This is a genomic window from Agaribacterium haliotis (genome assembly GCF_002312815.1).
GTDB lineage: Bacteria > Pseudomonadota > Gammaproteobacteria > Pseudomonadales > Cellvibrionaceae > Agaribacterium > Agaribacterium haliotis.
Genome location: NZ_NKQJ01000013.1, coordinates 76,222 through 98,956 on the forward strand (window position 1 = coordinate 76,222; position 22,735 = coordinate 98,956).

Genomic DNA, 22,735 nt, shown 5'->3' on the forward strand with positions numbered 1-22,735 from the left:
GTGAGTGAAAAAAAGCTGCGCCATGTCGCCATCATTATGGATGGCAATAACCGCTGGGCTAAACAGCAGGGGCGCACCGGTATCGCTGGCCACAAGGTTGGTGTCGAGCGCATTCGCGATGTACTTTCAGCGTGTCGGGCCGAAGGGGTCGAGGCGCTGACGCTGTTTGCGTTTAGTTCTGAAAATTGGCGCCGCCCCCCGAAAGAGGTTGAGGCGCTGATGGGCTTGTTTTACAGCTACTTAAAAAAAGAAGCGCGCGAGCTAAAAAAAGAGGGCGTTAAGCTCAAGGTTATCGGCAATCGAGCGCGCTTTTCTGCAAAATTGCTCAAAGCTATTAACGATGCTGAGGCCATCGCTAGTGACGGTGACGCAACTCTGTGCATTGCCGCCGACTACGGCGGTCGCTGGGATATCGCCAACGCTGCCCAGCAGCTTGCCCTGAAAGTGCAGGTCGGTGAGCTCAAGCCGGACGATATTTGTGAGCAGCAACTCGCTTCGTATATATCCACTCAGGGCTTGCCCGAGCTTGATTTGTTGATCCGCACTGGCGGAGAGACTCGCATTTCAAACTTTCTTCTCTGGCAAGCCGCCTACGCCGAGTTATTTTTTAGCCCTGTGCTCTGGCCTGAATTTGGCGCCGAGGCTTTGCGCCAGGCAATTGATTGTTTTTACGGCCGAGAACGCCGTTTTGGCAAAACCTCTGACCAGCTAAAAAATGAGGCCCGTGGTGCTTAAGCAGCGTGTAATTACCGCCGTGTTAATGATGACGGTGTTTATGTCTCTGTTGCTGCTTGCGCCGTGGCAGTGGTTTTGTGTCGCTATTTCCGCGGTATTTATTATCGGTGCCTGGGAGTGGTCCAATCTAAGCGGTATAAAAGCTCTGGCCGCTCGTCTTGTGTATGTTGTTGGCTTGTCGCTAATTGCTGTTGCCCTATTGATTGTGCTCGATGCGGGCCAAAATCACGCACTTATGCAGAGCTTAATGCTGCTCGCCTGTTTGTGGTGGGCCGTGGCTTTGCTCTGGGTGCAGAGTTATCCATCGAGTGCGATTTTGTGGCGGCCGCTGCCAGTGCGAGCCGTGCTCGGCGCGCTGGTACTTATTCCCGCGTGGATGGCGGTGTTGTGGTTGCGCCAGCAAGACAACGGCGTGGCGCTGATCTTCTTTGCTCTGCTGTTGGTCGCTGCTGCCGATATCGGGGCCTATTTTGCCGGACGCGCGCTGGGTAAGCGCAAATTGGCCCCGAATGTAAGCCCCGGCAAAACCTGGGCAGGGGTCTGGGGTGGACTGTTGCTTTCGGTCTTGCTCGGTGGGGCTTACGGCGTCTTTTTGCTCGGTTTTTCTGCTGTGCAGATGCTGGTGTTGATCGTCCCGGTTGCCGCGACCAGTGTGCTCGGTGACTTACTTGAGAGCATGATGAAGCGCGAGCGCGGAATTAAGGACAGCAGCTCCATCCTTCCCGGTCACGGGGGCATTCTCGATCGTCTCGACGGTATTGTTGCAGCGCTGCCAGTGCTGGTTCTAATGCTGTTGAATACAAACTAACTGGGAACTTTTATTTTTGTTTACTGGTCTCAGGAAAATTGCTCAGAATCGACCCGCGGGAACGGGTCTCTATTTTGCCGGGAGATGCTAGGTGCCCTTTCTGACAACTGTCATGTGGTTTTTGTTGGCAATCAGTATATTGGTTGCGATACACGAGTTTGGTCACTTTTATGTGGCGCGGCGCTGTGGCGTCAAGGTTTTGCGTTTTTCCATCGGTTTTGGTCCGCGCTTGTTAGCGTTCACTGATAAAAAAGGTACTGAGTTTGCGCTGAGCGCAATTCCTCTTGGCGGTTACGTAAAAATGCTTGACGAGCGCGAGGCGCCGGTTGATGAAGCTGAGCTTGACGCCGCCTACAACCGAAAGAGCGTTGGCCAGCGTATAGCTATTGCCGCTGCCGGGCCTGCGGCCAACCTTATTCTTGCTTTTGTACTCTACTGGGCGCTGCTGATGCACGGCACGGTGGTCTACAGCCCGGTTATAGGTGAGGTTAAAGCGGGCTCACTGGCGCAGCAGGCGGGGCTCGAGGCGGGTCAGGAAATTGTTGCTGTCGACGGTGAGCTTACCCCGGGGCGACGCGATGTGCGCCTAGCGCTGCTCAAGCGCCTTGGTGAAAGTGGCGAGCTGTTAATTAGTGCGCGCTACAGCGAGGACGGCCTGACTTACGAAAGTCCAATACGCATTCAAAATTGGCTGAACGATATCGAAGAGCCCCAACCTTTGCAGGCGCTGGGTTTGCAGTTTTATTACCCGCCTCTGGGCCGAACCGTTGGCCAGGTTTTAGGCGGTGGCGCTGCCGAGCGCGCCGGGTTTGAGATTGGCGACAAGCTACTTGCCGCAGACGGTGAGCCGCTGACGAGCTGGGAGCAGTGGGTTGAGCTCATCAAAAGCCACCCAGGAAAGCCGTTAGATGTTGTTGTCGAGCGCGACGGTGAGCCTGTGAGCCTGGCCTTGCTGCCCGATCAGAAACTGGATCAAGACGGCTTTAGTTACGGCTATGCGGGCATCGGTGTTGAGCTGCCGGCAATGCCCGAGCATATGCGCCGTTTGGTTAGCTATAACCCGCTCGAGGCGCTCGGCGCTGCCTTTGGTGAAACGTGGGAGGCCACCACCTTTGTTTTTATATCGCTGAAGAAGCTGCTCGTCGCTGAAATCTCCATAAAAAACTTGAGTGGCCCTATTGGCATTGCTAAAGTGGCCGCCGACCAAGCGCAGTATGGCTTTTGGGCCTTTATGTCGTTTTTGGCCCATGTCAGCGTGGTGCTGGCCGTGCTGAACTTGCTTCCAATTCCGGTTCTGGATGGTGGTCACATTCTTTTCTGCTTGGCCGAGTGGGTGAAGGGCAGTCCTCTGTCGGAAAAAGCTCAACTGATCGGTTACAAGGCGGGCATGGCTGTGTTGATGTGCCTAATGGTTGTTGCCTTTTATAACGATATTCTGCGCCTTTAAGGCCTGTACTAAGAACAAGAACTGGTTTCGCTCTGTGTTAAAACGCGTATTTTTAAGCCTGCTGCCCTTATTTTTCTGCACCAAGGCTCTGGCTGTCAGCTTTACGATCTCCGATATTCGCCTCGAGGGCCTGCAGCGCGTGTCGGCGAGCCCGGTGTTTGCCGCTTTGAGTGTGCAAGTGGGGGATACTGTCGATAGTCAGGATATTCGCGACAACATCCAAAGTTTGTTTGCGACTGGCTTTTTTGCCAATGTGCAGATGGCCCGCGAAGGCAATGTGTTGATTGTCATTTTGCAGGAGCGCCCGGCAATCAAATCGATAGAGTTTGACGGCAACAAGGCGATCAAAGACGATCAGCTTGAAGAGGTTTTGTCGGATAACGATATTGCCGTCGGCGAGATCCTGCAGCGGCAAAAACTGCAGGGCATCGCCCGTGAACTCGAGCGCACGTATATCGCCCAGGCTCGCTACGGCGCCTCGGTGGACGCTAAGGTCTCGGAGCTGCCCAACAATATGGTCGATATCAAGATTGATGTCGACGAAGGCAAGTCGGCCAAAATTCGCCATATCAACTTTGTGGGCAATAAAGTTTTCAGCGACGACGAGTTGATGAAACTGTTTGAACTGACGACCGCCAAGTGGACCACGATTTTCTCGAGTGACGATCAATATGCCAAAGAAAAACTGACCGGTGATATTGAAAGGCTTGAGTCATTTTATCTCGACCAGGGTTATTTGGACTTCTCTGTTGTTTCTTCCCAGGTCAGCATCAGCCCCGACCGGCGCTCGGTTTATATCACTTTAAATCTCAGTGAGGGCGATATTTATACCGTCTCTAAGGTTGATGTCGGCGGCGACCCGGTTCTGCCCGAGGCCAGCGTGCGCCGCTTGATTCTTTTGCGCGAAGGCGATACCTATAGCCAGGCCAGGCTCGACGCCACGTCGGAGTATATAACCACTCTGCTCGGCAACGCCGGTTATACCAACGCCAAGGTCGAAGGTTTGACTGACAAAGACAGCGATAGCAAAACGGTTGATCTAACTTTTTTTGTTGACCCGGGCAAGCGTGTTTATGTTCGCCGTATCGAGTTTAGTGGTAATACCAAAACCTCTGACGAAGTGCTGCGCCGTGAAATGCGCCAGATGGAGAGCTCCTCGGCATCGAATGCGCGTATTGAGCAGGGCAAGGTGAGGCTTGAGCGGCTTGGCTATTTTAAGCAGGTGAATGTCAACACTAACGATGTTCCCGGTAGCGACGATTTGCTCGACGTTGAGTATATCGTTGAAGAGCAGCCCTCTGGTTCTATTAGCGCAAGTGTTGGTTATGCCCAATACAGTGGTTTAAATCTAGGTGTTAATGTCAGTCAGAAAAACTGGATGGGCACCGGTAAAGAAGTGAGCTTTGGCGTCAACAGGAACTCCTACCAAACAGCTTACAATCTCTCGTATCGAGACCCTTATTTTACTCCCGATGGTGTCAGCCGCGGTTTTAATGCTTATTACCGCACGCGGGATACGGAATCGTTTGCTGTCGCAAACTACAGTACCGATACCTTTGGTTTGGGCGTGCGCTTTGGTTATCCCGTTTCAGAAGTGAGCCGCCTCGATTTTGGTTTGAACTTTGAGCACCAAACCATTACCACTGGAGAGTACACGCCGCAGGAGATTCGTCGCAGCCCTTATCTTAAGGACTTTGCTCAGTTGGTTTATGTCAATCGCAGTGACTGGTTAAACCGGCCCAGTGGCGAGTATCAGTTACCGACGTCGCCAATCGACGAAAGCATGCTTTTTATGGATGATGGGGCATATGTTGATCGCTTTGGTAATGTCTTTAGTGGTGAAGAAGGTTTTATTGATAAGTACGGTCATGTATTTAATTACGCAAAGTTTGACCTCGGCTGGAATCGCTTTACCTTGAATCGCGGCATCCTGGCGACACGCGGTAGCTCCCAGAGCCTGCGTTTGGAAGCAACTGCGCCGGGATCAGAGCTTGAGTTCTACAAAATTTATTACGATGCTCAAGCCTTTAAGCCTATTACCCGCGACTTTGTATTGCGCTTTAAAACCTCGCTTGGTTACGGCAATGGTTTTGGCTCTATGGATGAGTTGCCGTTTTTCGAAAACTTCTACGCAGGCGGCTTTGGTTCTGTGCGGGGCTTTGAGAAAAACGCCCTCGGTCCGCGCGGTACATTTTCTGCGGAATACAATGTGACTGAGGCAGGCTGGCAAGACTTAAATGGGAACGGCAGTATTGACCGTCCTGGTGAAAGCCTGGGGCAAGCTTATATCTTATGTGACGACCCAACGCCTGCCGCAGATGCCCCGTTTGGCTGCAGATACGACAAGCTGATGCTGCAATCTGAAAATGCAAATGCGACTCGTAACAATACGATTGGTGGTAATGTCCTGTTAGAATTCAGCACCGAGCTGATTATGCCTATCCCGTTTATCGAAGACAGCCGCTCGATGCAGTTGGCCGCCTTTGTTGATGCGGGTAATACTTTCTCGACTTACTGCCGGGATACTCAGGCAAATTGCTTTAAGCCCGATATTAATCATTTGGCTTCGTCCTACGGTTTAGGGTTTACTTGGATTTCAGGTATGGGGCCGATGACCTTTAGTTATGCTCTGCCGCTGAACCAGACTGAATTTGATGACACCGAAAAATTCCAGTTCACCTTTGGTGCTGGCTTTTAACTACTTAGAATTAGAGATACCAGTATGAAAATAACAAAAGCTTTGTGCGCAGCCGCGTTACTTTTTATTGCCCCGCTTAGTTTTGCAGGCAAAGTCGTTGTTTTTGATCCTCAGCAGGCGATTATGCAGACCGATGCAGCTAAAAAGCGCATGCAAGATCTGCAGAAAAAACCCGAGTACTCAAAAATGGTTGCTGAAGCAGAAGGCTTAAAGGCAGACCTTGAGGCGTTGGCAAAAGAGGCGGAATCTAAAGGTTTAACCTGGAGTGATGAGCAAAAACTTGAGCATCGCAAGCAGATCGAATTTGTTCAGGCCGACTTTCAGTTAGTTGTGCAAAAAATTCAAAAAGAGAATGACGATTTGTTAAAAGGTCTCTTGGCTCAGGGTCAGCAGCAGCTGCCCGGTATTCTTGAGGCTTTGGTTAAGGCCGAAGACATCGATATTATTTTGCGCAAAGATACAACAATTGTATCGATGCCGGCTGCAGATATTACTGGCAAAGTTATCGCCGAGCTAAATAAAGCTCAAGCTAAATAACGAGGCGTCTTATGAACGGCAAGTCCTATACACTTGAGGAGCTTGCCGCTTTGCTTGATGCTCGCCTGGAGGGCGAGGCTTGTACTAAGTTAAGCGGTTTGGCTGACTTGAACACTGCTCGTCAATCCGATATTAGTTTCTTATCATCGTCGAAGTTCGCCGCGAGCTTGGCCGAAACTCGTGCCGGCGCGGTGGTGTTGAGTGAAGCCGACGCAAAACTTTATTCCGGCAACAAATTAATTTCCGCCTCACCATATCTGTGCTACGCCAAGTTGAGTGCCCTGTTTGCAAGTCGAACAAAACGCTCTCCCGGAGTGCACGCTAGCGCTGTTGTTGATGACACTGCGGTTATTGGCAACAACGTTGCGATCGGCGCAAATTGTGTAATTGGTGCCGGCGCAGTGATCGGCGATGACACCGAACTCTACAGCGGTGTCTGCATCGGCGACGAAAGTAAAATCGGCGCTCGCTCGCTTATTTTTAGCAATGTTGTTATTTATCACCAGGTTGAGCTTGGTGACGATGTCACGGTGCACGCAAATACGACTATTGGTGCAGATGGCTTTGGTTTTGCTCCAAGTGAAGCTGGTTGGACAAAAATCCACCAGATAGGCAGGGTTGTGATTGGCAATCGAGTTGAAATTGGTGCCAACACCTCGATAGACCGCGGAGCGCTTGGCGATACAGTTATCGAAGACGGTGTGATCATCGATAACCAAGTCCATATTGCCCACAATGTTAAAATCGGGGAAGCTTCCGCTCTTGCCGGTTGCACTGGTATTGCTGGTAGTACAAGCATCGGCAAGCGTTGCCAGATCGCCGGCATGGTTGGCATTAATGGGCATATCAGCATCGCCGACGACAGTTATTTTCACGGCGGTACGACCGTTACCCGCGGCAACCGGGAAAAGGGGCACTTTGCCTCCACGCCGCCTCTGCAAGATATTAAATCCTGGCAGCGCAACTCTGTGCGCATACGCCAACTGGATGAACTTTTTAATCGAGTCAAAGAGCTCGAAAAACAATTAAACAATTAATTCGATCCGCCGCAGGCGGCTCAGCTAGCTTTTGGGAACTCAGTCCGATGATGGATATAGTTGAAATTCGTAAATACCTGCCTCACCGCTACCCGTTTTTATTGATTGATCGCGTGGTAGAACTCGAAGAAGGCAAGCGTATACTCGCCTATAAAAATGTCAGTGTGAATGAAGAGGTTTTTCAGGGGCACTTTCCTCACTTTCCGGTTTTTCCCGGCGTGATGCTGGTCGAAGCCATGGCGCAGGCCTGTGGCGTGCTCGGTTTTAAAACCATGGATAAGACACCCGATGACGGTTCTATCTACCTGTTTGCGGGTATAGATAAAGTTCGCTTTAAGCGTCAGGTCGTGCCGGGTGACCGCGTATATTTTGAATGTAAAATTCTGTCGGAAAAGCGCGGTATATGGAAATTTGAATGTGAAGCTAAGGTCGATGACCAGCTGGTTACGTCGGCAACCATTATGTGTGCTGATCGCAAGGTGTAAAGAACGCTTATGAGCGACGCTCTGATTCACCCCACGGCCATTGTCGATAAGCAAGCTGAACTTGCAAGCGATGTTCGTGTTGGCCCCTGGAGCTATATAGGCCCAGGTGTGCACATCGATGCTGGCACCGTGGTTGAGTCCCACGTGGTGATCAAAGGGCCTTGCCATATTGGCCGGGACAACCGTATCTATCAGTTTTCTTCGGTTGGTGAAGATACGCCTGACCTTAAATACAAAGGCGAGCAGACGCGCTTGGTGATTGGTGATCGCAATATTATTCGCGAAGGTGTCACCCTGCACCGCGGCACGGTGCAAGATCGCGCAGAAACAACCATAGGCCACGACAACTTGCTTATGGCCTATGTGCATGTCGGTCACGACAGCGTGATTGGCAATCACTGTATTTTGGTCAACAACACAGCACTTGCCGGGCACGTTCATATTGATGACTGGGCTATTCTTGGCGGTTTTACTTTAGTGCATCAGTTTTGTTCAATTGGGGCTCACGCATTTACCGGCATGGGCACGGCAATTGGCAAAGATGTTCCCGCTTATGTGCTAGCTTATGGCGCTCCGGCTGAGGCGCGCAGCATAAATATCGAAGGTTTGAAGCGCCGCGGTTTTAGCAAAGATGAAATTAAACGCCTTTCGGCCGCTTACAAAACCGTGTATCGAAGAGGTTTGACTCTTGAGCAGGCAATTGCCGAGCTTGAGGCACAACCACAAGCGTGCGACAAGCTCGCTCTGCTGCTCGATAGTTTAAAGCGCAGTCAGCGCGGCATAGTGCGTTAATTTTTTATGCCTAAGCCAGTTAAAAAAATAATGCTGGTTGCCGGAGAGCAAAGCGGCGACTTACTCGGTGCCGGTCTTATACAAGCCCTGCGTAAAATTTACCCCAATGCAGAATTTTACGGTATCGGCGGTGAACGCATGCAGGCGCAGGGTTTTGTTTCTCACTATGAAATGGAACGCTTAGCGGTGATGGGCTTTGTTGAGCCCTTAAAGCGCTTACCCGAACTGCTCGGCATGTTGAGCGGTATAAAAAAACGTTTCAAACAAACCAAGCCCGATATCTTTATCGGCATTGATGCCCCTGATTTTAATTTAAAGCTTGAAAAAGCCGCGCGTAAACTCGGTATTTTTTCCGTGCACTACGTTAGCCCGTCTGTTTGGGCCTGGCGCCAGGGCCGCATTAAAGGTATTAAAAAAAGTGTCGATCTGATGCTTTGTTTATTGCCTTTTGAAAAAGACTTTTATGTTAAACACGATGTCCCGGTTGCTTTTGTCGGCCACCCATTAGCGGATAAGTTTGAGCTTGAACCAGATCAGCGCGCGGCCAGAGAGCAGCTGAAGTTGACAGATAAACAGCAGATTGTTGCGCTGATGCCCGGCAGTCGTGCAATGGAAGTTGGTTTTTTATTGCCGCTGATGCTTAATGCCGCGGCGCAATTAAAGCAGCGAAGCCCCGAGTTGTTTTTTGTTTTGCCAGCTGCCAACCAGGCCCGCTACGATCAGGTGCTGCAAATATTTGATGGTCAACTGCCAGACTATATTCGTCTTGAGCTCGGTCACAGCCATGAATGTATGAGCGCAGCGGACTGCGTTTGGATGGCTTCGGGCACCACGACTCTCGAGGCGATGTTATTAAAGAAGCCCATGCTCATTTGCTACAAATGGCCACCGCTGACTTGGGCAATATTGTCGCGCTTAGTAAAAGTGCCGTGGGTTGGTTTGCCAAACTTATTGGCCGCTAAAGAAGTTGCCACCGAGCTGCTGCAAGATCAAGCCACTGTTGAGAATATTGTCGGCGCAGCCGAGCGCTTGCTGAGCGAGCGTGAAAGCGCTGAGTTAAAACAGCTTTTTCACGCTTTGCATCTGGAATTGCGCCGCGATGCCAGTGCCAGCGCGGCGCGAGCGATCGCTGAACATTTTGAGGCTCGCTAAGTGTTAATTGCAGGTGTTGATGAAGTTGGTCGCGGGCCGCTGGCGGGGGATGTCGTCGCCGCAGCGGTCATTCTTCCGCCGCAGTTTGAACTTGATGGCCTTAACGATTCAAAAAAAATTAGCGATAAAAAACGCGAGCGTTTATTTGATGAAATCAAGCAGCAGGCGCTGGCATGGAGTGTTGCGCGCGCGAGCGTTGAAGAAATTGACGATATCAATATTTTGCAGGCGTCGCTGCTGGCGATGAAGCGTGCAGTACAGGCGCTGGAGCCGCAGCCTGATTTTGTTCAAGTCGATGGCAATAAATTACCCGAGTGGTCTTATCCGAGCGAGGCTATCGTTCAGGGTGATGGCAAAGTGGCGGCAATTAGTGCCGCGTCCGTTTTAGCCAAGGTAACGCGCGATAGGGAAATGCAGGCTTTTGATGCGAAATACCCCGGTTATGGTTTTGCCTCACACAAGGGCTATCCAACTAAAGCACACTTAAATGCGCTTGCCGAACTCGGCGTCAGCCCCATCCATCGGCGCTCTTATGCGCCGGTAAAGAAGTTCTTACAACAAGAGCTGTTTTAGCTTCGCGTGTTTATTCCCTTACATCACTAGTAAAAACTGGGCAGAGTCGTTTTGCTGAGCTATAGCTTGAGTATGCGAGTTTTACGCCGGGGGTAGATGTATGGACAAGTTCAATAATCCTATTACTTCAGTGAGTGCAGCCGCAAGGCTTGATAGTGACCACGATGTGCTGATGCGTCGCTTTATCCGGCACCCGTCTTCTATTCCCGTCAAAGTTGATGTGATTGAATGTGGCCGCACAGGTGAGCGCGCATCGATGATCAATGTCAGCCGCGGCGGGGTATGTTTTGAAAGCCATGTGGCTTTACCCGAGGGCGCGCAGCTGCATATAAGTATTCCGATAGAGCAGCCGCCGTTCGAAGCGGTTGGTCAAGTGGCCTGGTGCCGCCCGGAAGCGGATTATTATACGGTAGGCCTCAGTTTTGACGATAACAGCTCGGCGTTTAGTGTGCGTATGGTCGAGCAGGTGTGTTACATCGAGCACTACCGCCATTCCATCGCCGCCTGCGAAGGGCGCTTTTTAAGCAGTGAAGAAGCAGCGAATGAGTGGGTGGCAAAATATGCGGCGGATTTCCCACCGCACTAGCGTGTTTACTTACTAGGCCGTCAGTAATTTGTCGTAGCGGCGGCTGAGCAAGTCATAAAACTGCTCTCTGAGCGTCAAGATAGAGGTTTTTAATTCGGCGATTTCTTGTTCGCTGATGTCCTGGCGGCCGATATACACCTGCTTGCGAAACAGTGCGATTTTGGCGCCGTAGAGTCTCAGGGTTTTTTCCATGGTTTTTTCACCGAGCATTAATAACTTGGCTTCGGCTTCGGCGAGTTTATGAAATTCCTGCACAAGCTCTGAGTTTATTCGTTCGAGCTCCTGTTTGCGCGCCGGTGGCCAGCGTTTGCCAAAGCGGGTGCTTTCAATGACCAGCGCTGAATATTTGGCAAAACTGTGGTTCACTGCGCCGACATCGGAGCTGATCTGTTCAAGCAAGTTTATTCTGCGCCGCAGGCCGCTGGCTTGATGAGCGGGGTCTTGGCGTGCGCGCCACCACTGTGCGGCCCAAAGGCTAAAAAAACTCAAGCCGGCCCCCATGGCAAGTAAGAGACCGCTGCCGAATAACTGCCCGTAGTCGACGCTGTTCATATCGATGTGCTCCATTGCTTGGCGACGAAATTTTGTCGTTTTCAGCAAGTTTGCAACTATTGAACCAGAATTGGCGTTTGTTGAGCTAGCGGGCGGGTTTAACCGCCGGCTAGTTTGACGGTATAACCTTTGTTTTCGAGTATGCTTTTAAGCTTGTCGCGCTGGTCGGTCTGTACTTCAATGACGCCGGCTTTAACGGTGCCACCGCTGCCACAGGCCTGCTTGAGCTCTTTACCCAATGCTTTAAGGCTTTTTTCGTCTAGCTCAAAACCCTCACAGAGGCTGACGCCTTTGCCTTTGCGGCCTTTGCTTTCGCGCCTGATGCGAATGATGCCGTCGCCTTTGGGGGCGGACTTGGGGCTGTCTGCCGGTTTAATTCTGCCTTGCTCTGTGCTGTATACGAGGCGGCTATTTTTGTCTCTCATACGCGAGTCCGTTAAAGTGGAGCGCTATTTTCGCACAGGCCGATGCCTAAGCACAGTTTGCCCCGAAATCCTTGATTGAGGCCCAAATGTCAGCAAAGCCAGTTAAAGAGCGCTTATACGAGATTATTTTTGGCACAGATAGCAAACTCGGTAAGTTGTTTGATATCTGCTTGATCGTGTTGATTATCAGCAGTGTTTTGGTGCTGATGATTGAAAGTCTCAGCGCATTGCCGGGCGAAATGCTCCGTGTTCTAAGGGCGGCCGAGTGGCTGTTCACATTTATCTTTACCCTTGAATATCTGCTGCGCCTCTACTGCGCGCCGAAGGCCTTGCGCTATGCGCGAAGTTTTTACGGGGTGATCGACTTGCTATCGATTCTGCCGAGCTATTTAAGTTTGTTTGTTCCCGGTGCTAACTATTTGCTGATTGTGCGTTTGCTGCGTGTACTCAGAGTTTTTCGCATACTTAAACTTGTGCGCTATCTGAGTGAGGCGAATGTTATGCTCAGAGCCATGCTGCAGAGCCGCCGAAAAATTATGGTGTTTTTCTTTTCGGTTGTTATTCTGGCGGTGATTTTTGGTTCGCTGATGTATGTGGTTGAGGGCCCCGAGCACGGTTTTAGCTCTATTCCAAAAAGTGTCTATTGGACCATCGTTACCATTACTACGGTCGGCTATGGCGACATTACTCCGCAGACGAGCCTTGGCCAATTTATCGCGTCGTTGGCGATGCTGACAGGCTATTCGATTATTGCTGTTCCGACGGGCATTCTCACAGCAGAATTGACTCAGGAAATGCAGCGCGACAGGCAGCGCAGAGTTTGTCGCAGCTGTGAGCGCAGCGGTCATGAAGCGCATGCGCGCCACTGCTTGCACTGTGGTGAACGACTGTAAACACCTGTTTTCGTTAGGCTTAGCTGCCTTAGCTCGGCTGCGCTTCAACACTGGCGCGCTTTTTCTTGGCGCGCAGTTTTTGTTTTTTGGCCTGTTGCAAAGATAGGCGCAGAGGGTGTTCAAGCCAGTGGATTAACTCCATTTTGCCATCCATATGTTCAACAATGGCGGTGCAGCTCTCGACCCAGTCGCCGGTATTATAATAGTCAACGCCGTCGACTTTTTTCATTGCAGCCTGGTGAATATGGCCGCAAATCGCGCCGTCGTAACCCTGGCGTTTAACGCCGTGGGCAACGGCGTATTCGTAGTCATTGATATAGCGCTTAGCGCGTTTGATATGCGTTTTCAGGTAGGCAGAAAACGACCAGAAACCCCAGCCCATACGAGTGCGAGCGCGGTTTAGGCAGCGGTTGATAAACATTAAAAAGTCGTAGCCTTTGTCGCCGATCAGCTTGAGCAGGCGACCGCAGTGCGTCACGCTTTCAAATTGATCCCCGTGTATTACCAGCAGGCGCCGGCCGTCAGCGCAAATATGGTCTTTGCGATTGAGCAGTTGAATATTCTCAAAGTGGCTGTTGGCAAACTTGCGCAAAAACTCGTCGTGATTACCGGTAATGTAATACACCGGCACATCGTTTTTGCTGAGCTTTAATACCCGGCTGATGGTGCGATTAAAGCTTTTGTGCCAGTGGATGCCCGAGCGCATGCGCCAGCCGTCGAAAATATCTCCGACAAGATAGAGTTGTTCAAAGCGGTGGCTTTTTAAAAAGTCGTTAAGTTCACCGGCTTTGCTGTCTTTGGTGCCAAGATGCACGTCGGAAATAAAGACACTTCGGTAGTGAGGTGTCGCCGGGCTAGTTCGGGGGCTTGGGGTCGCGCTTGCATTCATAGGCGCAGTATTGGCGTTGCATATGATGCTTTTGTGAACAGAAGTTGACGCTTTGGTGACAGCTTGGCGCTGCAGTCTTTGGTCGCCGGAGGCCTTGTCAGCACAAAGCCCTGTATTCACTGGGGCAGGGCGGCTCGGGCGAGCCGCTTGCGCGCTAAATCAAACTTTGGCGCTTCATTCGCTGAATATCTTTGAGTCGCTCGTCGATGCCGATACGGCGTTTGTCGCCGGGCTCAAGCATGCGCATGGCGCTGCGCAGGTGGTTCTCGGCTTTGCTGTATATGCCATTGAGCACGTAGTACTCGGCCCTTGCGGTGTGCACATCGAGAATATTGCCTGCCAAGCCGTGAGCTTCAGCGAGCTGATACCAGACGTGTTCGTCTTTTGGGCGGCGCTTGCTGTGTGCTTTGAGCAGAGCCTCGCCTTTGTCGTAGTCGCCACTTTGCAGATAAAGTTCGGCCAGCGCCATATTCAGCGGGTGGTTGTTTGGCCGCTCATCGAGCGCCGCTTCGAGAGATTCAAGCGCCTGCTCATGGCGCTCGAGCTCACCGAGGGCCTGAGCCTGGCCAACCAGGTAGTGAATGCGGTTGGGGTCTTGCTCTACCAGAATATCGAAGTTTTTAAGTGCGTCTTGGTATTTGCGCGCGCGAAGCTGCGCCAAACCCAAGCCATAGCGCGCGACCTGTTCGGGCCGACTGCGCAGGTTCAGCTCACCTTGATAACGTTTTAATGCAGCCGCGGGGTTTTTCTCAACGGCTAGCTCAGCGCGGACTTTGGCAAGCTGGTAATCGTCGCTAACGATCTCGTGTTTGCGCGGGTACTGCTGGGCGCGAAGTTTGGCGTCACTGACGCGAGTTTCGGTAAGCGGGTGGGTAATTAAGAACTCAGGTGGGCGGCGCTGAAAGCGAGACGCGTGCAGCATGTGCTCAAACATGTCGGGCATCGCGTAGGGGTTCATATCGGCTCTGACCATGGTTGCCATGCCAACCCGGTCCGCCTCTCTTTCCATGTCGCGGCTAAAACTGAGCTGCTTATCAATAGCAACGCCCTGGGCGGTGGCAATAGCGGCGACACCGGCGTCGCCGCCCGCCGTGGCCAGCACTAAGATACTGGCGATCATCGCGGCAATATTGGGAATGCTATTGTTTTTTTGCTCATCGATACGCCGGGCGAAGTGGCGCTGGCTCAAATGCGCGAGTTCGTGGGCCATTACCGATGCAAACTGCTGCTCGGTTTCGGCGTAGTTAAACAGGCCGGTGTTGACGCCAATCACACCGCCGGGCACGGCAAAGGCGTTGAGTGTTGGGTTTTCAACAACGATGATGTCCAGGCGTTTGTCGCTGAGCTCACTGTAGTTGGCGAGTGATTTAACAAGGTTTTCGGTGTAGTCCTGCAAAAACGCATCGCCGGAGGTACGGGTTTGCGAGCGAAACACACGAATCCACTGCTGGCCGAGCTGGTATTCCTGAGCGGTGCTGATCAAACCGCCGCTGGCGCCGCCGAGATCGGGCAAGTTTAGGTCTTTTGCCAACACAGTGCTGGCCGAGCCAACGCTCAGAAAAAGTAGGCTGATAATCTGTACTATCGTGCGGCTTAGCATAATACGGTGAGTTGCTGTTACATGGCGTGTGGCTATGCGCTTATAATCGGCGGCCTGTACAGCGTCTAATCTTCCTTATGTCGTTCGGGCTTTGACCTGGGCGCCGCTAGAGGGTTCCCAAAATGGCAGTTTGTTTTTGTGTCGGGTTATCACAACCGGCTAGTTAATTGCTGAATTTACGCTGCAATATATTGCTGTGCTCATGATCTACGAAGAGCTTAACCGGAGTCAAAGCTAATTTATGTTGACCGTATTTAAAAACTGGATGGAACGCTATTTTGCCGACGAAGAGGCTGTGCTGGTCGCGGTGTTGTTGGTGGTCGGATTTTTAGTGGTTATCCAGCTCGGTGGTGTGCTCGCGCCGATGATCACAGCGGTGATTATCGCCTTTATGATGCAAGGCGTGGTGGCGAGGCTGACACAGTGGGGGGTCAGTCACAGTATTGCGGTGAGTTTGGCCTTTGTATTGCTCGCCGGCTCGATGTTAATTGGCCTCGTCTATATCGTACCTGTGGTGTGGGAGCAGGCGAATAATCTGGTGCGCGAAACGCCGCGTATGTTGGCGGAAGGTCAAAGCTTGCTTATGCTGCTGCCAGAGCGCTATCCGGCGCTGGTTAGTGAAACTCAGGTCAATGACTTAATCAGCGTCTTGCACAAGCGCATGGGCGAGGCCGGGCAGGTGGTGCTGTCATTTTCCCTTGCCCAGATCCCGATTCTAATTTCTGTGCTTATTTATCTGGTACTTGTGCCTATCTTGGTGTTTTTCTTTCTGAAAGATGCCGATTTGATGCTGCGCTGGCTCGGCTCGATGTTGCCGCGCAAGCGCCCGGTGATGACGCAGATCTGGGCAGAGATGAACTTGCAGATTGCCAACTATGTGCGCGGTAAGTTTATTGAAATTGTTATTGTTGCCGGCGTATCGGCCATTTGTTTTGGGGTGCTCGGTTTGAAGTACGCCCTGTTACTCGGTGTGGTAGTTGGTTTGAGTGTACTTGTGCCCTACATTGGTGCAGCGGTAGTCACGGTTCCGGTTGCTGCTATTGGCTTTTTTCAGTGGGGCTGGAGCTCGGATTTCTTTTATCTGTTGCTTGCCTACGCCATTATTCAAGCCCTCGATGGCAATGTGTTGGTGCCCTTACTTTTCTCTGAAGCGGTCAAAATGCATCCGGTGGCCATTATTCTGGCCGTGCTTGTATTTGGTGGGCTCTGGGGCTTGTGGGGGGTATTTTTTGCGATTCCGCTGGCGACCCTTGTCAACGCGGTGATCAATGCCTGGCCGACGCGGCTGCCACCGGGTGAGCAAAGCGCAGAGCTCGATGCTGACGAAGTGGACCTAGCCTAAAACCCGTTCGCCGAATTACGCTACATTTGGGTGCAGAACGCTTCTTTTCCTTGGGCTTTCTTTAGCTGGCGCTTGATCTGTTGGCTGGCAAAACACCCGGCAGCTGTGTAGAATCGTGTCGCCTTTTACTGGGGCAGAAACAACTGTGTGATTAAGCAGCACCATGGTTGCAATTTGATCACTCTGAGCAATGTTTGTAAGCAAGCCGGCGCTTGGCTGGTTTTTTATTTCATCGCTGTCAGCAAACAGGCTAGTTTCGCTACAGCGAAATCCACCAAAAGTGGGTGCATTAGGTTCGTCGATGCCAATACTCGCCTCGACGAGCAGCAACATAAACACTGGGGAACAAGACCCAGCCTGAACTTAGGAGGCTTAAATGCTAGATGAAACTGACGTGCTTGAAACCCAGGAATGGGTTGAGGCGCTCGAATCCGTAATCCGTCACAACGGTTCTGATCGAGCGGCTTTCCTGCTCTCTCAGCTAGCGAATACAGCTACCAGTGCAGGTGTACGCCTGCCCTCGGCGATTACTACACCCTATGCCAACACCATTCCTGTTAAAGATGAGCCACACAAGCCCGGCGACGCTTATTTAGAGCGCCGTATCCGCGCGCTGATTCGCTGGAACGCGATGGCCATGGTGGTGCGCGCCAACGACAACGACGACGGTCTCGGCGGTCACATAAGCTCCTTTTCTTCTTCGTGCCTGCTTTACGATGTGGGTTTTAACCACTTCTTTAAAGCCGACACCGGAGACGGTTCGGGCGATCTCGTATACTTCCAGGGCCACATCGCCCCGGGCATCTACGCGCGCTCTTATTTAGAGGGCCGCTTTGATGAAGGTCAGCTCGACAACTTCCGCCGCGAAGTGGATGGCGAGGGCCTGAGCTCTTACCCGCACCCGTGGTTGATGCCGGATTACTGGCAGTTCCCAACTGTATCGATGGGTCTGGGGCCTATTACTTCTATTTACCAAGCGCACGTCATGAAGTACATGGACGCGCGTGGTCTGGCCGAGCGCGGCGACCGCAAAGTATGGGCCTTCCTCGGTGACGGTGAGTGTGACGAGCCGGAATCACTGGGCGCGATTTCTCTTGCCGGCCGCGAGAAACTCGACAACCTGATTTTTGTGATCAACTGTAACCTGCAGCGTCTTGATGGCCCTGTGCGTGGTAACGCCAAAATCATGCAAGAGCTTGAAGGTGTCTTCCGCGGTGCTGGCTGGAATGTGATCAAGGTGGTTTGGGGTAAAGGTTGGGACGCTCTGCTTGAAAAAGACAAGACCGGCCTGCTGCAAAAACGCATGGACGAAGTCTGTGATGGCGAGATGCAGAACTTTAAAGCCAACGGTGGCGCTTACACTCGCGAGCACTTCTTCGGCAAATACCCTGAGCTGCTCGAGCTTGTAAAAGACATGAGCGACGACGAGATCTTTGCGCTGCAGCGCGGTGGTCACGATCCTCAGAAGGTTTACGCAGCCTACCACGCGGCGACCACCACCAAAGGTCAGCCTACCGTGATTCTTGCGCAAACCGTTAAAGGCTACGGCCTGGGCGCTGGCGGCGAGTCTGCCAACATCGCGCACAACGTCAAGAAGCTTGGTTACGATGACCTCAAAGCTTTCCGCGACCGTTTTGAAATTCCGGTTAGCGATGAAGAGCTGAAAAATGTTCCTTATTACCGTCCTGCTCCAGATAGCCCTGAAATTAAGTACTTGCAAGAGCGCCGTACGGCTCTCGGCGGTTACCTGCCTGCGCGTCACCACGACTTTGAGTCTCTGGATGTGCCTTCTCTGGACGACTTTAAAGCCCTGCTTAAGAGCTCCGGCGACCGCGAAATCAGCTCGACGATGAGCTTTGTTCGCTACCTGTCGACCCTGGCTAAGAACAAGCAAATCGGTGCTCAAGTAGTGCCTATCGTTCCGGACGAAGCGCGTACTTTCGGTATGGAAGGCATGTTCCGTCAGCTGGGTATCTACAGCTCTGCCGGTCAGAAATACACCCCGCACGATCACGATCAGATCATGTACTACAAGGAAGACAAAAAAGGTCAAATCCTTGAAGAGGGTATTAACGAAGCCGGTGCAATGTCTGCGTGGATCGCTGCGGCAACCGCCTACAGCACCTACCGCAAGCCAATGATTCCGTTCTACATCTACTACTCGATGTTCGGTTTCCAGCGCATTGGCGATCTGGCCTGGTTGGCCGGTGACGCTCAGGCGCGCGGCTTCCTGATTGGTGCAACTGCTGGTCGTACCACGCTGAACGGTGAAGGTCTGCAGCACCAGGATGGCCACAGCCACCTGCTTGCGAACACCATCCCTAACTGTATTACCTACGATCCAACTTACGGTTACGAGCTGGCTGTGATCATCACTGATGGTCTCAAGCGCATGTACGCCGATAAAGACAATGTTTTCTACTACATCACTACGATGAACGAAAACTACAAGCATCACGAAATGCCTGCTGGCGCCGAAGAGGGCATTATCAAGGGTATTTACAAGCTTGTTGAAGGCAAGAAAAACGTCAAGAAGAAGAAAGTACAGCTGCTGGGCGCAGGTTCCATTCTGCGTGAAGTTGAAGCCGCTGCCGAGCTTCTGCGCGAAGACTTCGGTGTGGAAAGTGACGTGTGGTCTGTAACTTCGACCAACGAGCTGGCTCGCGATGGTCAGCAGTGTGATCGCTGGAACCGTTTGAACCCAACGGCAGAGCAGAAAGTACCTTACTTGACGACTGCTTTGGAAAAGGCCAACGGCCCGTTCATTATCTCTACTGACTACATGAAGGTTCACTCAGAGCAGCTTCGCCCGTACGTTCCGGGTGACTACACCGTTCTCGGTACCGATGGTTTTGGTCGCTCTGACACGCGTGCGCAACTGCGTGGTTTCTTTGAAGTTAACCGCTTTTACGTTGTTGTTGCCGCATTGAACGCGCTGGTTAAACAGGGTGATATCAAAGCGGATGTTGTTGAAGAGGCTATTAAGAAATACGGCCTGAACCCAGAGAAAGCCAACCCGCTGAGCGTATAAGGAGCACATTGTGGCAATTGAAAAAATTACCGTGCCCGATATTGGCGGCGCGGAAAACGTAGATGTCATTGAAGTTTGTGTTGCTGTTGGTGATGAGATTGCGGTTGATGACGCCATCGCCGTACTCGAAAGCGACAAAGCTTCGATGGATATTCCTAGCCCGGCAGCGGGCAAGGTTGTTGGCCTTAGCATTAAAGAGGGCGACAAAGTAAACGAAGGTGACCTGATCCTCGAAGTTGAGACTGGCGCTGCTGCTGAAGAAGCGCCTGCAGCGGAAGCTCCGGCCGCCGCTCCAGCGCCTGCCGCTGCCCCGGCTGCAGCCAGTGCTGAGCTGCCTGTTAGTGTTCCCGATATCGGCGGCGCTGAAGGTGTTGACGTTATCGAGATCTGTGTTGCTGTTGGCGACGAAGTTGCCGAAGGCGACTCACTTGTTGTGCTCGAGTCTGATAAAGCGTCTATGGATATTCCTTCTCCTGCGAGCGGCAAAGTTGTCAGCATCGCACTGAAAGAAGGCGATAAAGTATCTATGGGTGATGCAGTATTGCTTCTGGAAAGTGGAGACGCAGCACCGGCTCCTGCTGCCGAAGCGCCAGCCGCCGCTGCACCAGCTCCGGCCGCCGCCAGTGCCGAGCTCGCTGTCGACGTTCCCGATATCGGTGGCGCCGAAGCTGTTGATGTTATTGAGGTTTGTGTTGCCGAAGGTGACGAAGTTGCTGAAGGCGACTCTCTGATTGTTCTCGAGAGCGACAAGGCGTCTATGGAAGTGCCTGCGCCTGCTTCGGGTAAGGTTCTGTCTCTGCAGATCAAAGAGGGTGACAAGGTCTCAATGGGCGATCGTATTTGCTCAATGATGGCCGAAGGACAGGCCCCTGCTGCGGCGCCCGCGCCTGTCACGGCCGGTGCGACACCCGCGCCTCAGGTTGGTCATGCTGCGCCACAAGCCGTGCGTCACGACCGCACTGTAGAGAGCTCGCCACAAGAGATCAGCTCTGCCGGTTCTGAAGTTTACGCAGGCCCTGCTTCTCGTAAGCTCGCTCGTGAAATGGGCGTAGATCTGAGCAAGGTTGTTGGCACTGGTCCTCGCAGTCGTATCTCCAAAGACGATATTAAAGCCTTTGTTAAGAGCGTTATGCAGGGCGACGTGAAAGTTGCCGGTTCTGCTGCAGTTACTGGCGGCTCGGGTATCCCGACGCCTCCAGAGGTTGACTACTCTCAGTTCGGTGAAATCGAACTGCAGAAGATGAGCAAGATCAAGCAGCTCACCGCTGAAGCGATGACCCGCAACTGGCTCAACATTCCTCGCGTAACTCAGTTCGACGACGCTGACATTACTGAAGTTGAAGCCTTCCGTAAGGGCATGAAAGCTGAAGCAGAGAAAGCCGGTGTTAAGTTGACGCCTCTGCCGTTCATCATTAAAGCGGCTGCCGCTGCTCTGCAAGCTGAGCCTAGCTTTAATGTTGCGATGCACAACGACGGTGAGCACATCATTCAGAAGAAGTTTATCCACATCGCTATTGCAGTGGATACGCCTCGCGGTCTGATGGTTCCTGTTATTCGTGACGTCGACCAGAAAGGCATTTACCAGATCGCTCAGGAAGTGATTGAGCTGGCTGGTAAAGCGCGCGACGGCAAACTCAAGCCTAACGAAATGCAGGGCGGTTGTTTCACCATTTCAAGCCTCGGCCCAATTGGCGGTACTGGCTTTACGCCAATGGTAAGTACCACTGAAGCCGGCATCCTCGGTGTAAGTAAAGCGGCGATGAAGCCGGTCTGGAACGGCAAAGAGTTTGAGCCTCGCCTGACCTTGCCTCTGAGCCTGAGCTACGATCACCGTGCAGTAAACGGTTCTGACGCAGGTCGCTTCCTGACCTTCCTCAGCACGGTACTGGGTGACGTACGCCGCTTGTTGCTCTAATCGCAACACGCTAAAGAATCGAAACGGGCCGCTTGGCCCGTTTTTTTTGCCTACAGGATGTGGGTATGCCGTGTAGCGCATGGAAGCGCGGGAGCGGCGGTGTGCATGGAAGCACGCATGTCAAATTCGCCGGGAGCGAAATTTGGCTCGCCTACAGGATGTAGGGCAAGTATTTGCTCCATGCAATATTTGCACTTCCGCCGTCCATGGCGGTTGTATGCCGTGTAGCGCATGGATGCGCGGGAACGGCGGCCTGCCCTAATCTTACCTTCGTGTTTATTTGACCTGATCGCCCAAGCCCAAGGAAAGGCCCTCGGGGCACGCTCGGGATATCCCTATGCGGTTATCTCTCGGGCTTCCTGCCCTCACTCTTACGGACGCTATTGCGGATCAAAACTCTCCGAGAGCTTTGTGTCTTGCCGCTCCCGGCGGCAAACTACCCCTCACACCTTTCTCTGGTCCGGGGCTCAGTGCTATACAGCTAGTTGTTACTACTTTCCTCTTCGGAGAGTGTTTGTCTGAATTATTTCTGCAGAGTATGTAGAAGAGGGTTTGGTGGTTCTGTGAGAGTTGTGGTTTGCCTCGGGTATGCCAGTGGAACAGATTTTTATAGATCTGTTAGGCCCAGCTCTTTCGCTGAGTTCTTTTCATTGTCCCGCGCGCAATAGGTGTATTGATGAGGTGGGGCGTGGTGGATGCTTGGGCTTGGCACTTAGCTTTGGTGGTGGGAGTAGGGTTGAAGGGTATTCGGTCGCCGGGAGCGACCGCATAGCGCACAGGGAGTCTAGAGCGTGCCCTGATGCCCTGCTGCCACCACCAAAGCGGGCTCTAAATAAGTGTTCGCCTTGAGGTTTGGGCTAAACCGCCAAGATCTCTTTTCTCAACCCGTATAGAGCAAATAAAACCTCTTCTTGCTCTCGTTGGCCAATGTTGTTGCGCTCAAGCCCTGCAAGGCAGTCATCGAGGACGGCCATATATTCGGTTGCATTGATGTTCATGCCCTTGTGGGTGGCGAGCATGTCTTTGCCTTCGTAGACGGCGGGGCCACCGGTGGCGGTGATGAAAAAAGTTGCGGCGCCGTGCTTCAGTTTTTCTATATTTGAAGCAGAGTAGCGCGGGGATACAGCTGGATTGTCGAGGTGGAGGTCTACTACATCACTGGCAATGCGGGTGATGCCTTCGCTGCCTCCAAGGCGTTCATATAAGCTGGCGGTCATGAGTTTGCCCTCTGCTTGTTT

The 22,735-nt window shown here is 52.3% G+C and carries 20 protein-coding genes; 15 read left to right on the forward strand and 5 right to left on the reverse strand.

Translation table 11 applies throughout. The features are described 5' to 3' along the window. The 11 genes from uppS to CFK45_RS15235 all read left to right on the forward strand — a co-directional run bounded on the left by uppS (position 1) and on the right by CFK45_RS15235 (position 10,850). Entirely contained in the window at positions 1–735 is a 735-nt protein-coding gene (gene uppS, locus CFK45_RS15185; RefSeq protein ID WP_096087292.1) for a polyprenyl diphosphate synthase, read from the forward strand. Continuing rightward, the gene (locus CFK45_RS15190) at positions 728–1,543 is read left to right on the forward strand and encodes a phosphatidate cytidylyltransferase (RefSeq protein ID WP_239923713.1); all 816 of its coding nucleotides are present in this window, start codon (positions 728–730) and stop codon (positions 1,541–1,543) included. The genes uppS and CFK45_RS15190 overlap by 8 nt, the downstream gene beginning before the upstream one ends. 91 nt (positions 1,544–1,634) lie before the next feature. Then, positions 1,635–2,990, forward strand: coding sequence for an RIP metalloprotease RseP (rseP, locus tag CFK45_RS15195; RefSeq protein WP_096087294.1), 1,356 nt, complete (start codon positions 1,635–1,637; stop codon positions 2,988–2,990). A gap of 34 nt (positions 2,991–3,024) precedes the next feature. Next, on the forward strand, positions 3,025–5,688 hold the full coding sequence (gene bamA, locus CFK45_RS15200; RefSeq protein ID WP_096087295.1) for an outer membrane protein assembly factor BamA: 2,664 nt from the start codon (positions 3,025–3,027) through the stop codon (positions 5,686–5,688). Positions 5,689–5,712: 24 nt separating this feature from the next. Beyond that, positions 5,713–6,225, forward strand: coding sequence for an OmpH/Skp family outer membrane protein (locus CFK45_RS15205; protein ID WP_096087296.1), 513 nt, complete (start codon positions 5,713–5,715; stop codon positions 6,223–6,225). Positions 6,226–6,236: 11 nt separating this feature from the next. Beyond that, positions 6,237–7,262, forward strand: a complete 1,026-nt coding sequence (gene lpxD, locus CFK45_RS15210) for a UDP-3-O-(3-hydroxymyristoyl)glucosamine N-acyltransferase (protein WP_096087297.1) — start codon at positions 6,237–6,239, stop codon at positions 7,260–7,262. A gap of 47 nt (positions 7,263–7,309) precedes the next feature. Continuing rightward, positions 7,310–7,747 (forward strand): 3-hydroxyacyl-ACP dehydratase FabZ, encoded by a 438-nt coding sequence (gene fabZ, locus CFK45_RS15215; RefSeq protein WP_096087298.1) that lies wholly within the window; start codon positions 7,310–7,312, stop codon positions 7,745–7,747. 9 nt (positions 7,748–7,756) lie between these two features. Continuing rightward, the gene (gene lpxA, locus CFK45_RS15220) at positions 7,757–8,539 is read left to right on the forward strand and encodes an acyl-ACP--UDP-N-acetylglucosamine O-acyltransferase (RefSeq protein WP_096087299.1); all 783 of its coding nucleotides are present in this window, start codon (positions 7,757–7,759) and stop codon (positions 8,537–8,539) included. 6 nt (positions 8,540–8,545) lie between these two features. Continuing rightward, positions 8,546–9,691, forward strand: a complete 1,146-nt coding sequence (gene lpxB / locus CFK45_RS15225; RefSeq protein ID WP_096087300.1) for a lipid-A-disaccharide synthase — start codon at positions 8,546–8,548, stop codon at positions 9,689–9,691. Then, positions 9,692–10,264, forward strand: coding sequence for a ribonuclease HII (rnhB, locus tag CFK45_RS15230; RefSeq protein ID WP_096087301.1), 573 nt, complete (start codon positions 9,692–9,694; stop codon positions 10,262–10,264). A 100-nt stretch (positions 10,265–10,364) separates the two neighbouring features. After that, positions 10,365–10,850: a PilZ domain-containing protein gene (locus CFK45_RS15235; protein ID WP_204378491.1), complete on the forward strand. Its 486-nt coding sequence runs from the start codon at positions 10,365–10,367 to the stop codon at positions 10,848–10,850. A 12-nt stretch (positions 10,851–10,862) separates the two neighbouring features. Here the strand turns inward: CFK45_RS15235 and CFK45_RS15240 are convergent, their stop codons facing one another. After that, a complete protein-coding gene (locus CFK45_RS15240; RefSeq protein ID WP_096087350.1) occupies positions 10,863–11,402 on the reverse strand; it encodes an energy transducer TonB in 540 nt (179 codons plus the stop codon). 98 nt (positions 11,403–11,500) lie between these two features. Beyond that, positions 11,501–11,827, reverse strand: coding sequence for a stress response translation initiation inhibitor YciH (gene yciH, locus CFK45_RS15245; protein ID WP_096087302.1), 327 nt, complete (start codon positions 11,825–11,827; stop codon positions 11,501–11,503). A gap of 86 nt (positions 11,828–11,913) precedes the next feature. Between yciH and CFK45_RS15250 the strand changes: the two genes are divergently transcribed. Next, positions 11,914–12,720: an ion transporter gene (locus CFK45_RS15250; protein ID WP_096087303.1), complete on the forward strand. Its 807-nt coding sequence runs from the start codon at positions 11,914–11,916 to the stop codon at positions 12,718–12,720. A gap of 28 nt (positions 12,721–12,748) precedes the next feature. Here CFK45_RS15250 and CFK45_RS15255 read toward each other — a convergent pair whose 3' ends face one another. Both CFK45_RS15255 and CFK45_RS15260 read right to left on the reverse strand, forming a co-directional pair. Then, on the reverse strand, positions 12,749–13,609 hold the full coding sequence (locus tag CFK45_RS15255) for a UDP-2,3-diacylglucosamine diphosphatase (RefSeq protein ID WP_096087351.1): 861 nt from the start codon (positions 13,607–13,609) through the stop codon (positions 12,749–12,751). 154 nt (positions 13,610–13,763) lie between these two features. After that, positions 13,764–15,209 carry a M48 family metalloprotease gene (locus tag CFK45_RS15260; protein WP_096087304.1) on the reverse strand — a complete coding sequence of 482 codons (1,446 nt, stop codon included), beginning with the start codon at positions 15,207–15,209 and terminating at the stop codon, positions 13,764–13,766. A 241-nt stretch (positions 15,210–15,450) separates the two neighbouring features. Here CFK45_RS15260 and CFK45_RS15265 point away from each other — a divergent pair, with 241 nt between their 5' ends. The 3 genes from CFK45_RS15265 to aceF all read left to right on the forward strand — a co-directional run bounded on the left by CFK45_RS15265 (position 15,451) and on the right by aceF (position 21,497). After that, on the forward strand, positions 15,451–16,551 hold the full coding sequence (locus tag CFK45_RS15265; protein WP_096087305.1) for an AI-2E family transporter: 1,101 nt from the start codon (positions 15,451–15,453) through the stop codon (positions 16,549–16,551). 376 nt (positions 16,552–16,927) lie between these two features. After that, the gene (aceE, locus tag CFK45_RS15275; protein ID WP_096087307.1) at positions 16,928–19,582 is read left to right on the forward strand and encodes a pyruvate dehydrogenase (acetyl-transferring), homodimeric type; all 2,655 of its coding nucleotides are present in this window, start codon (positions 16,928–16,930) and stop codon (positions 19,580–19,582) included. A 10-nt stretch (positions 19,583–19,592) separates the two neighbouring features. Then, the gene (gene aceF, locus CFK45_RS15280; RefSeq protein WP_096087308.1) at positions 19,593–21,497 is read left to right on the forward strand and encodes a pyruvate dehydrogenase complex dihydrolipoyllysine-residue acetyltransferase; all 1,905 of its coding nucleotides are present in this window, start codon (positions 19,593–19,595) and stop codon (positions 21,495–21,497) included. 857 nt (positions 21,498–22,354) lie between these two features. Here the strand turns inward: aceF and CFK45_RS15285 are convergent. Continuing rightward, complete coding sequence (locus tag CFK45_RS15285; RefSeq protein ID WP_096087309.1) at positions 22,355–22,714, reverse strand: group I truncated hemoglobin; 360 nt, start codon at positions 22,712–22,714, stop codon at positions 22,355–22,357. Positions 22,715–22,735 lie beyond the last annotated feature (21 nt).

Coding starts and splice junctions, on each gene's coding strand:
- CFK45_RS15205 (WP_096087296.1), top strand. CDS start 5,713: ATGAAAATAACAAAAGCTTTGTGCGCAGCCGCGTTACTTTTTATTGCC.
- lpxD (WP_096087297.1), top strand. CDS start 6,237: ATGAACGGCAAGTCCTATACACTTGAGGAGCTTGCCGCTTTGCTTGAT.
- fabZ (WP_096087298.1), top strand. CDS start 7,310: ATGATGGATATAGTTGAAATTCGTAAATACCTGCCTCACCGCTACCCG.
- lpxA (WP_096087299.1), top strand. CDS start 7,757: ATGAGCGACGCTCTGATTCACCCCACGGCCATTGTCGATAAGCAAGCT.
- lpxB (WP_096087300.1), top strand. CDS start 8,546: ATGCCTAAGCCAGTTAAAAAAATAATGCTGGTTGCCGGAGAGCAAAGC.
- CFK45_RS15235 (WP_204378491.1), top strand. CDS start 10,365: ATGGACAAGTTCAATAATCCTATTACTTCAGTGAGTGCAGCCGCAAGG.
- CFK45_RS15240 (WP_096087350.1), bottom strand. CDS start 11,402: ATGAACAGCGTCGACTACGGGCAGTTATTCGGCAGCGGTCTCTTACTT.
- yciH (WP_096087302.1), bottom strand. CDS start 11,827: ATGAGAGACAAAAATAGCCGCCTCGTATACAGCACAGAGCAAGGCAGA.
- CFK45_RS15250 (WP_096087303.1), top strand. CDS start 11,914: ATGTCAGCAAAGCCAGTTAAAGAGCGCTTATACGAGATTATTTTTGGC.
- CFK45_RS15255 (WP_096087351.1), bottom strand. CDS start 13,609: ATGAATGCAAGCGCGACCCCAAGCCCCCGAACTAGCCCGGCGACACCT.
- CFK45_RS15260 (WP_096087304.1), bottom strand. CDS start 15,209: ATGCTAAGCCGCACGATAGTACAGATTATCAGCCTACTTTTTCTGAGC.
- CFK45_RS15265 (WP_096087305.1), top strand. CDS start 15,451: ATGTTGACCGTATTTAAAAACTGGATGGAACGCTATTTTGCCGACGAA.
- aceE (WP_096087307.1), top strand. CDS start 16,928: ATGCTAGATGAAACTGACGTGCTTGAAACCCAGGAATGGGTTGAGGCG.
- CFK45_RS15285 (WP_096087309.1), bottom strand. CDS start 22,714: ATGACCGCCAGCTTATATGAACGCCTTGGAGGCAGCGAAGGCATCACC.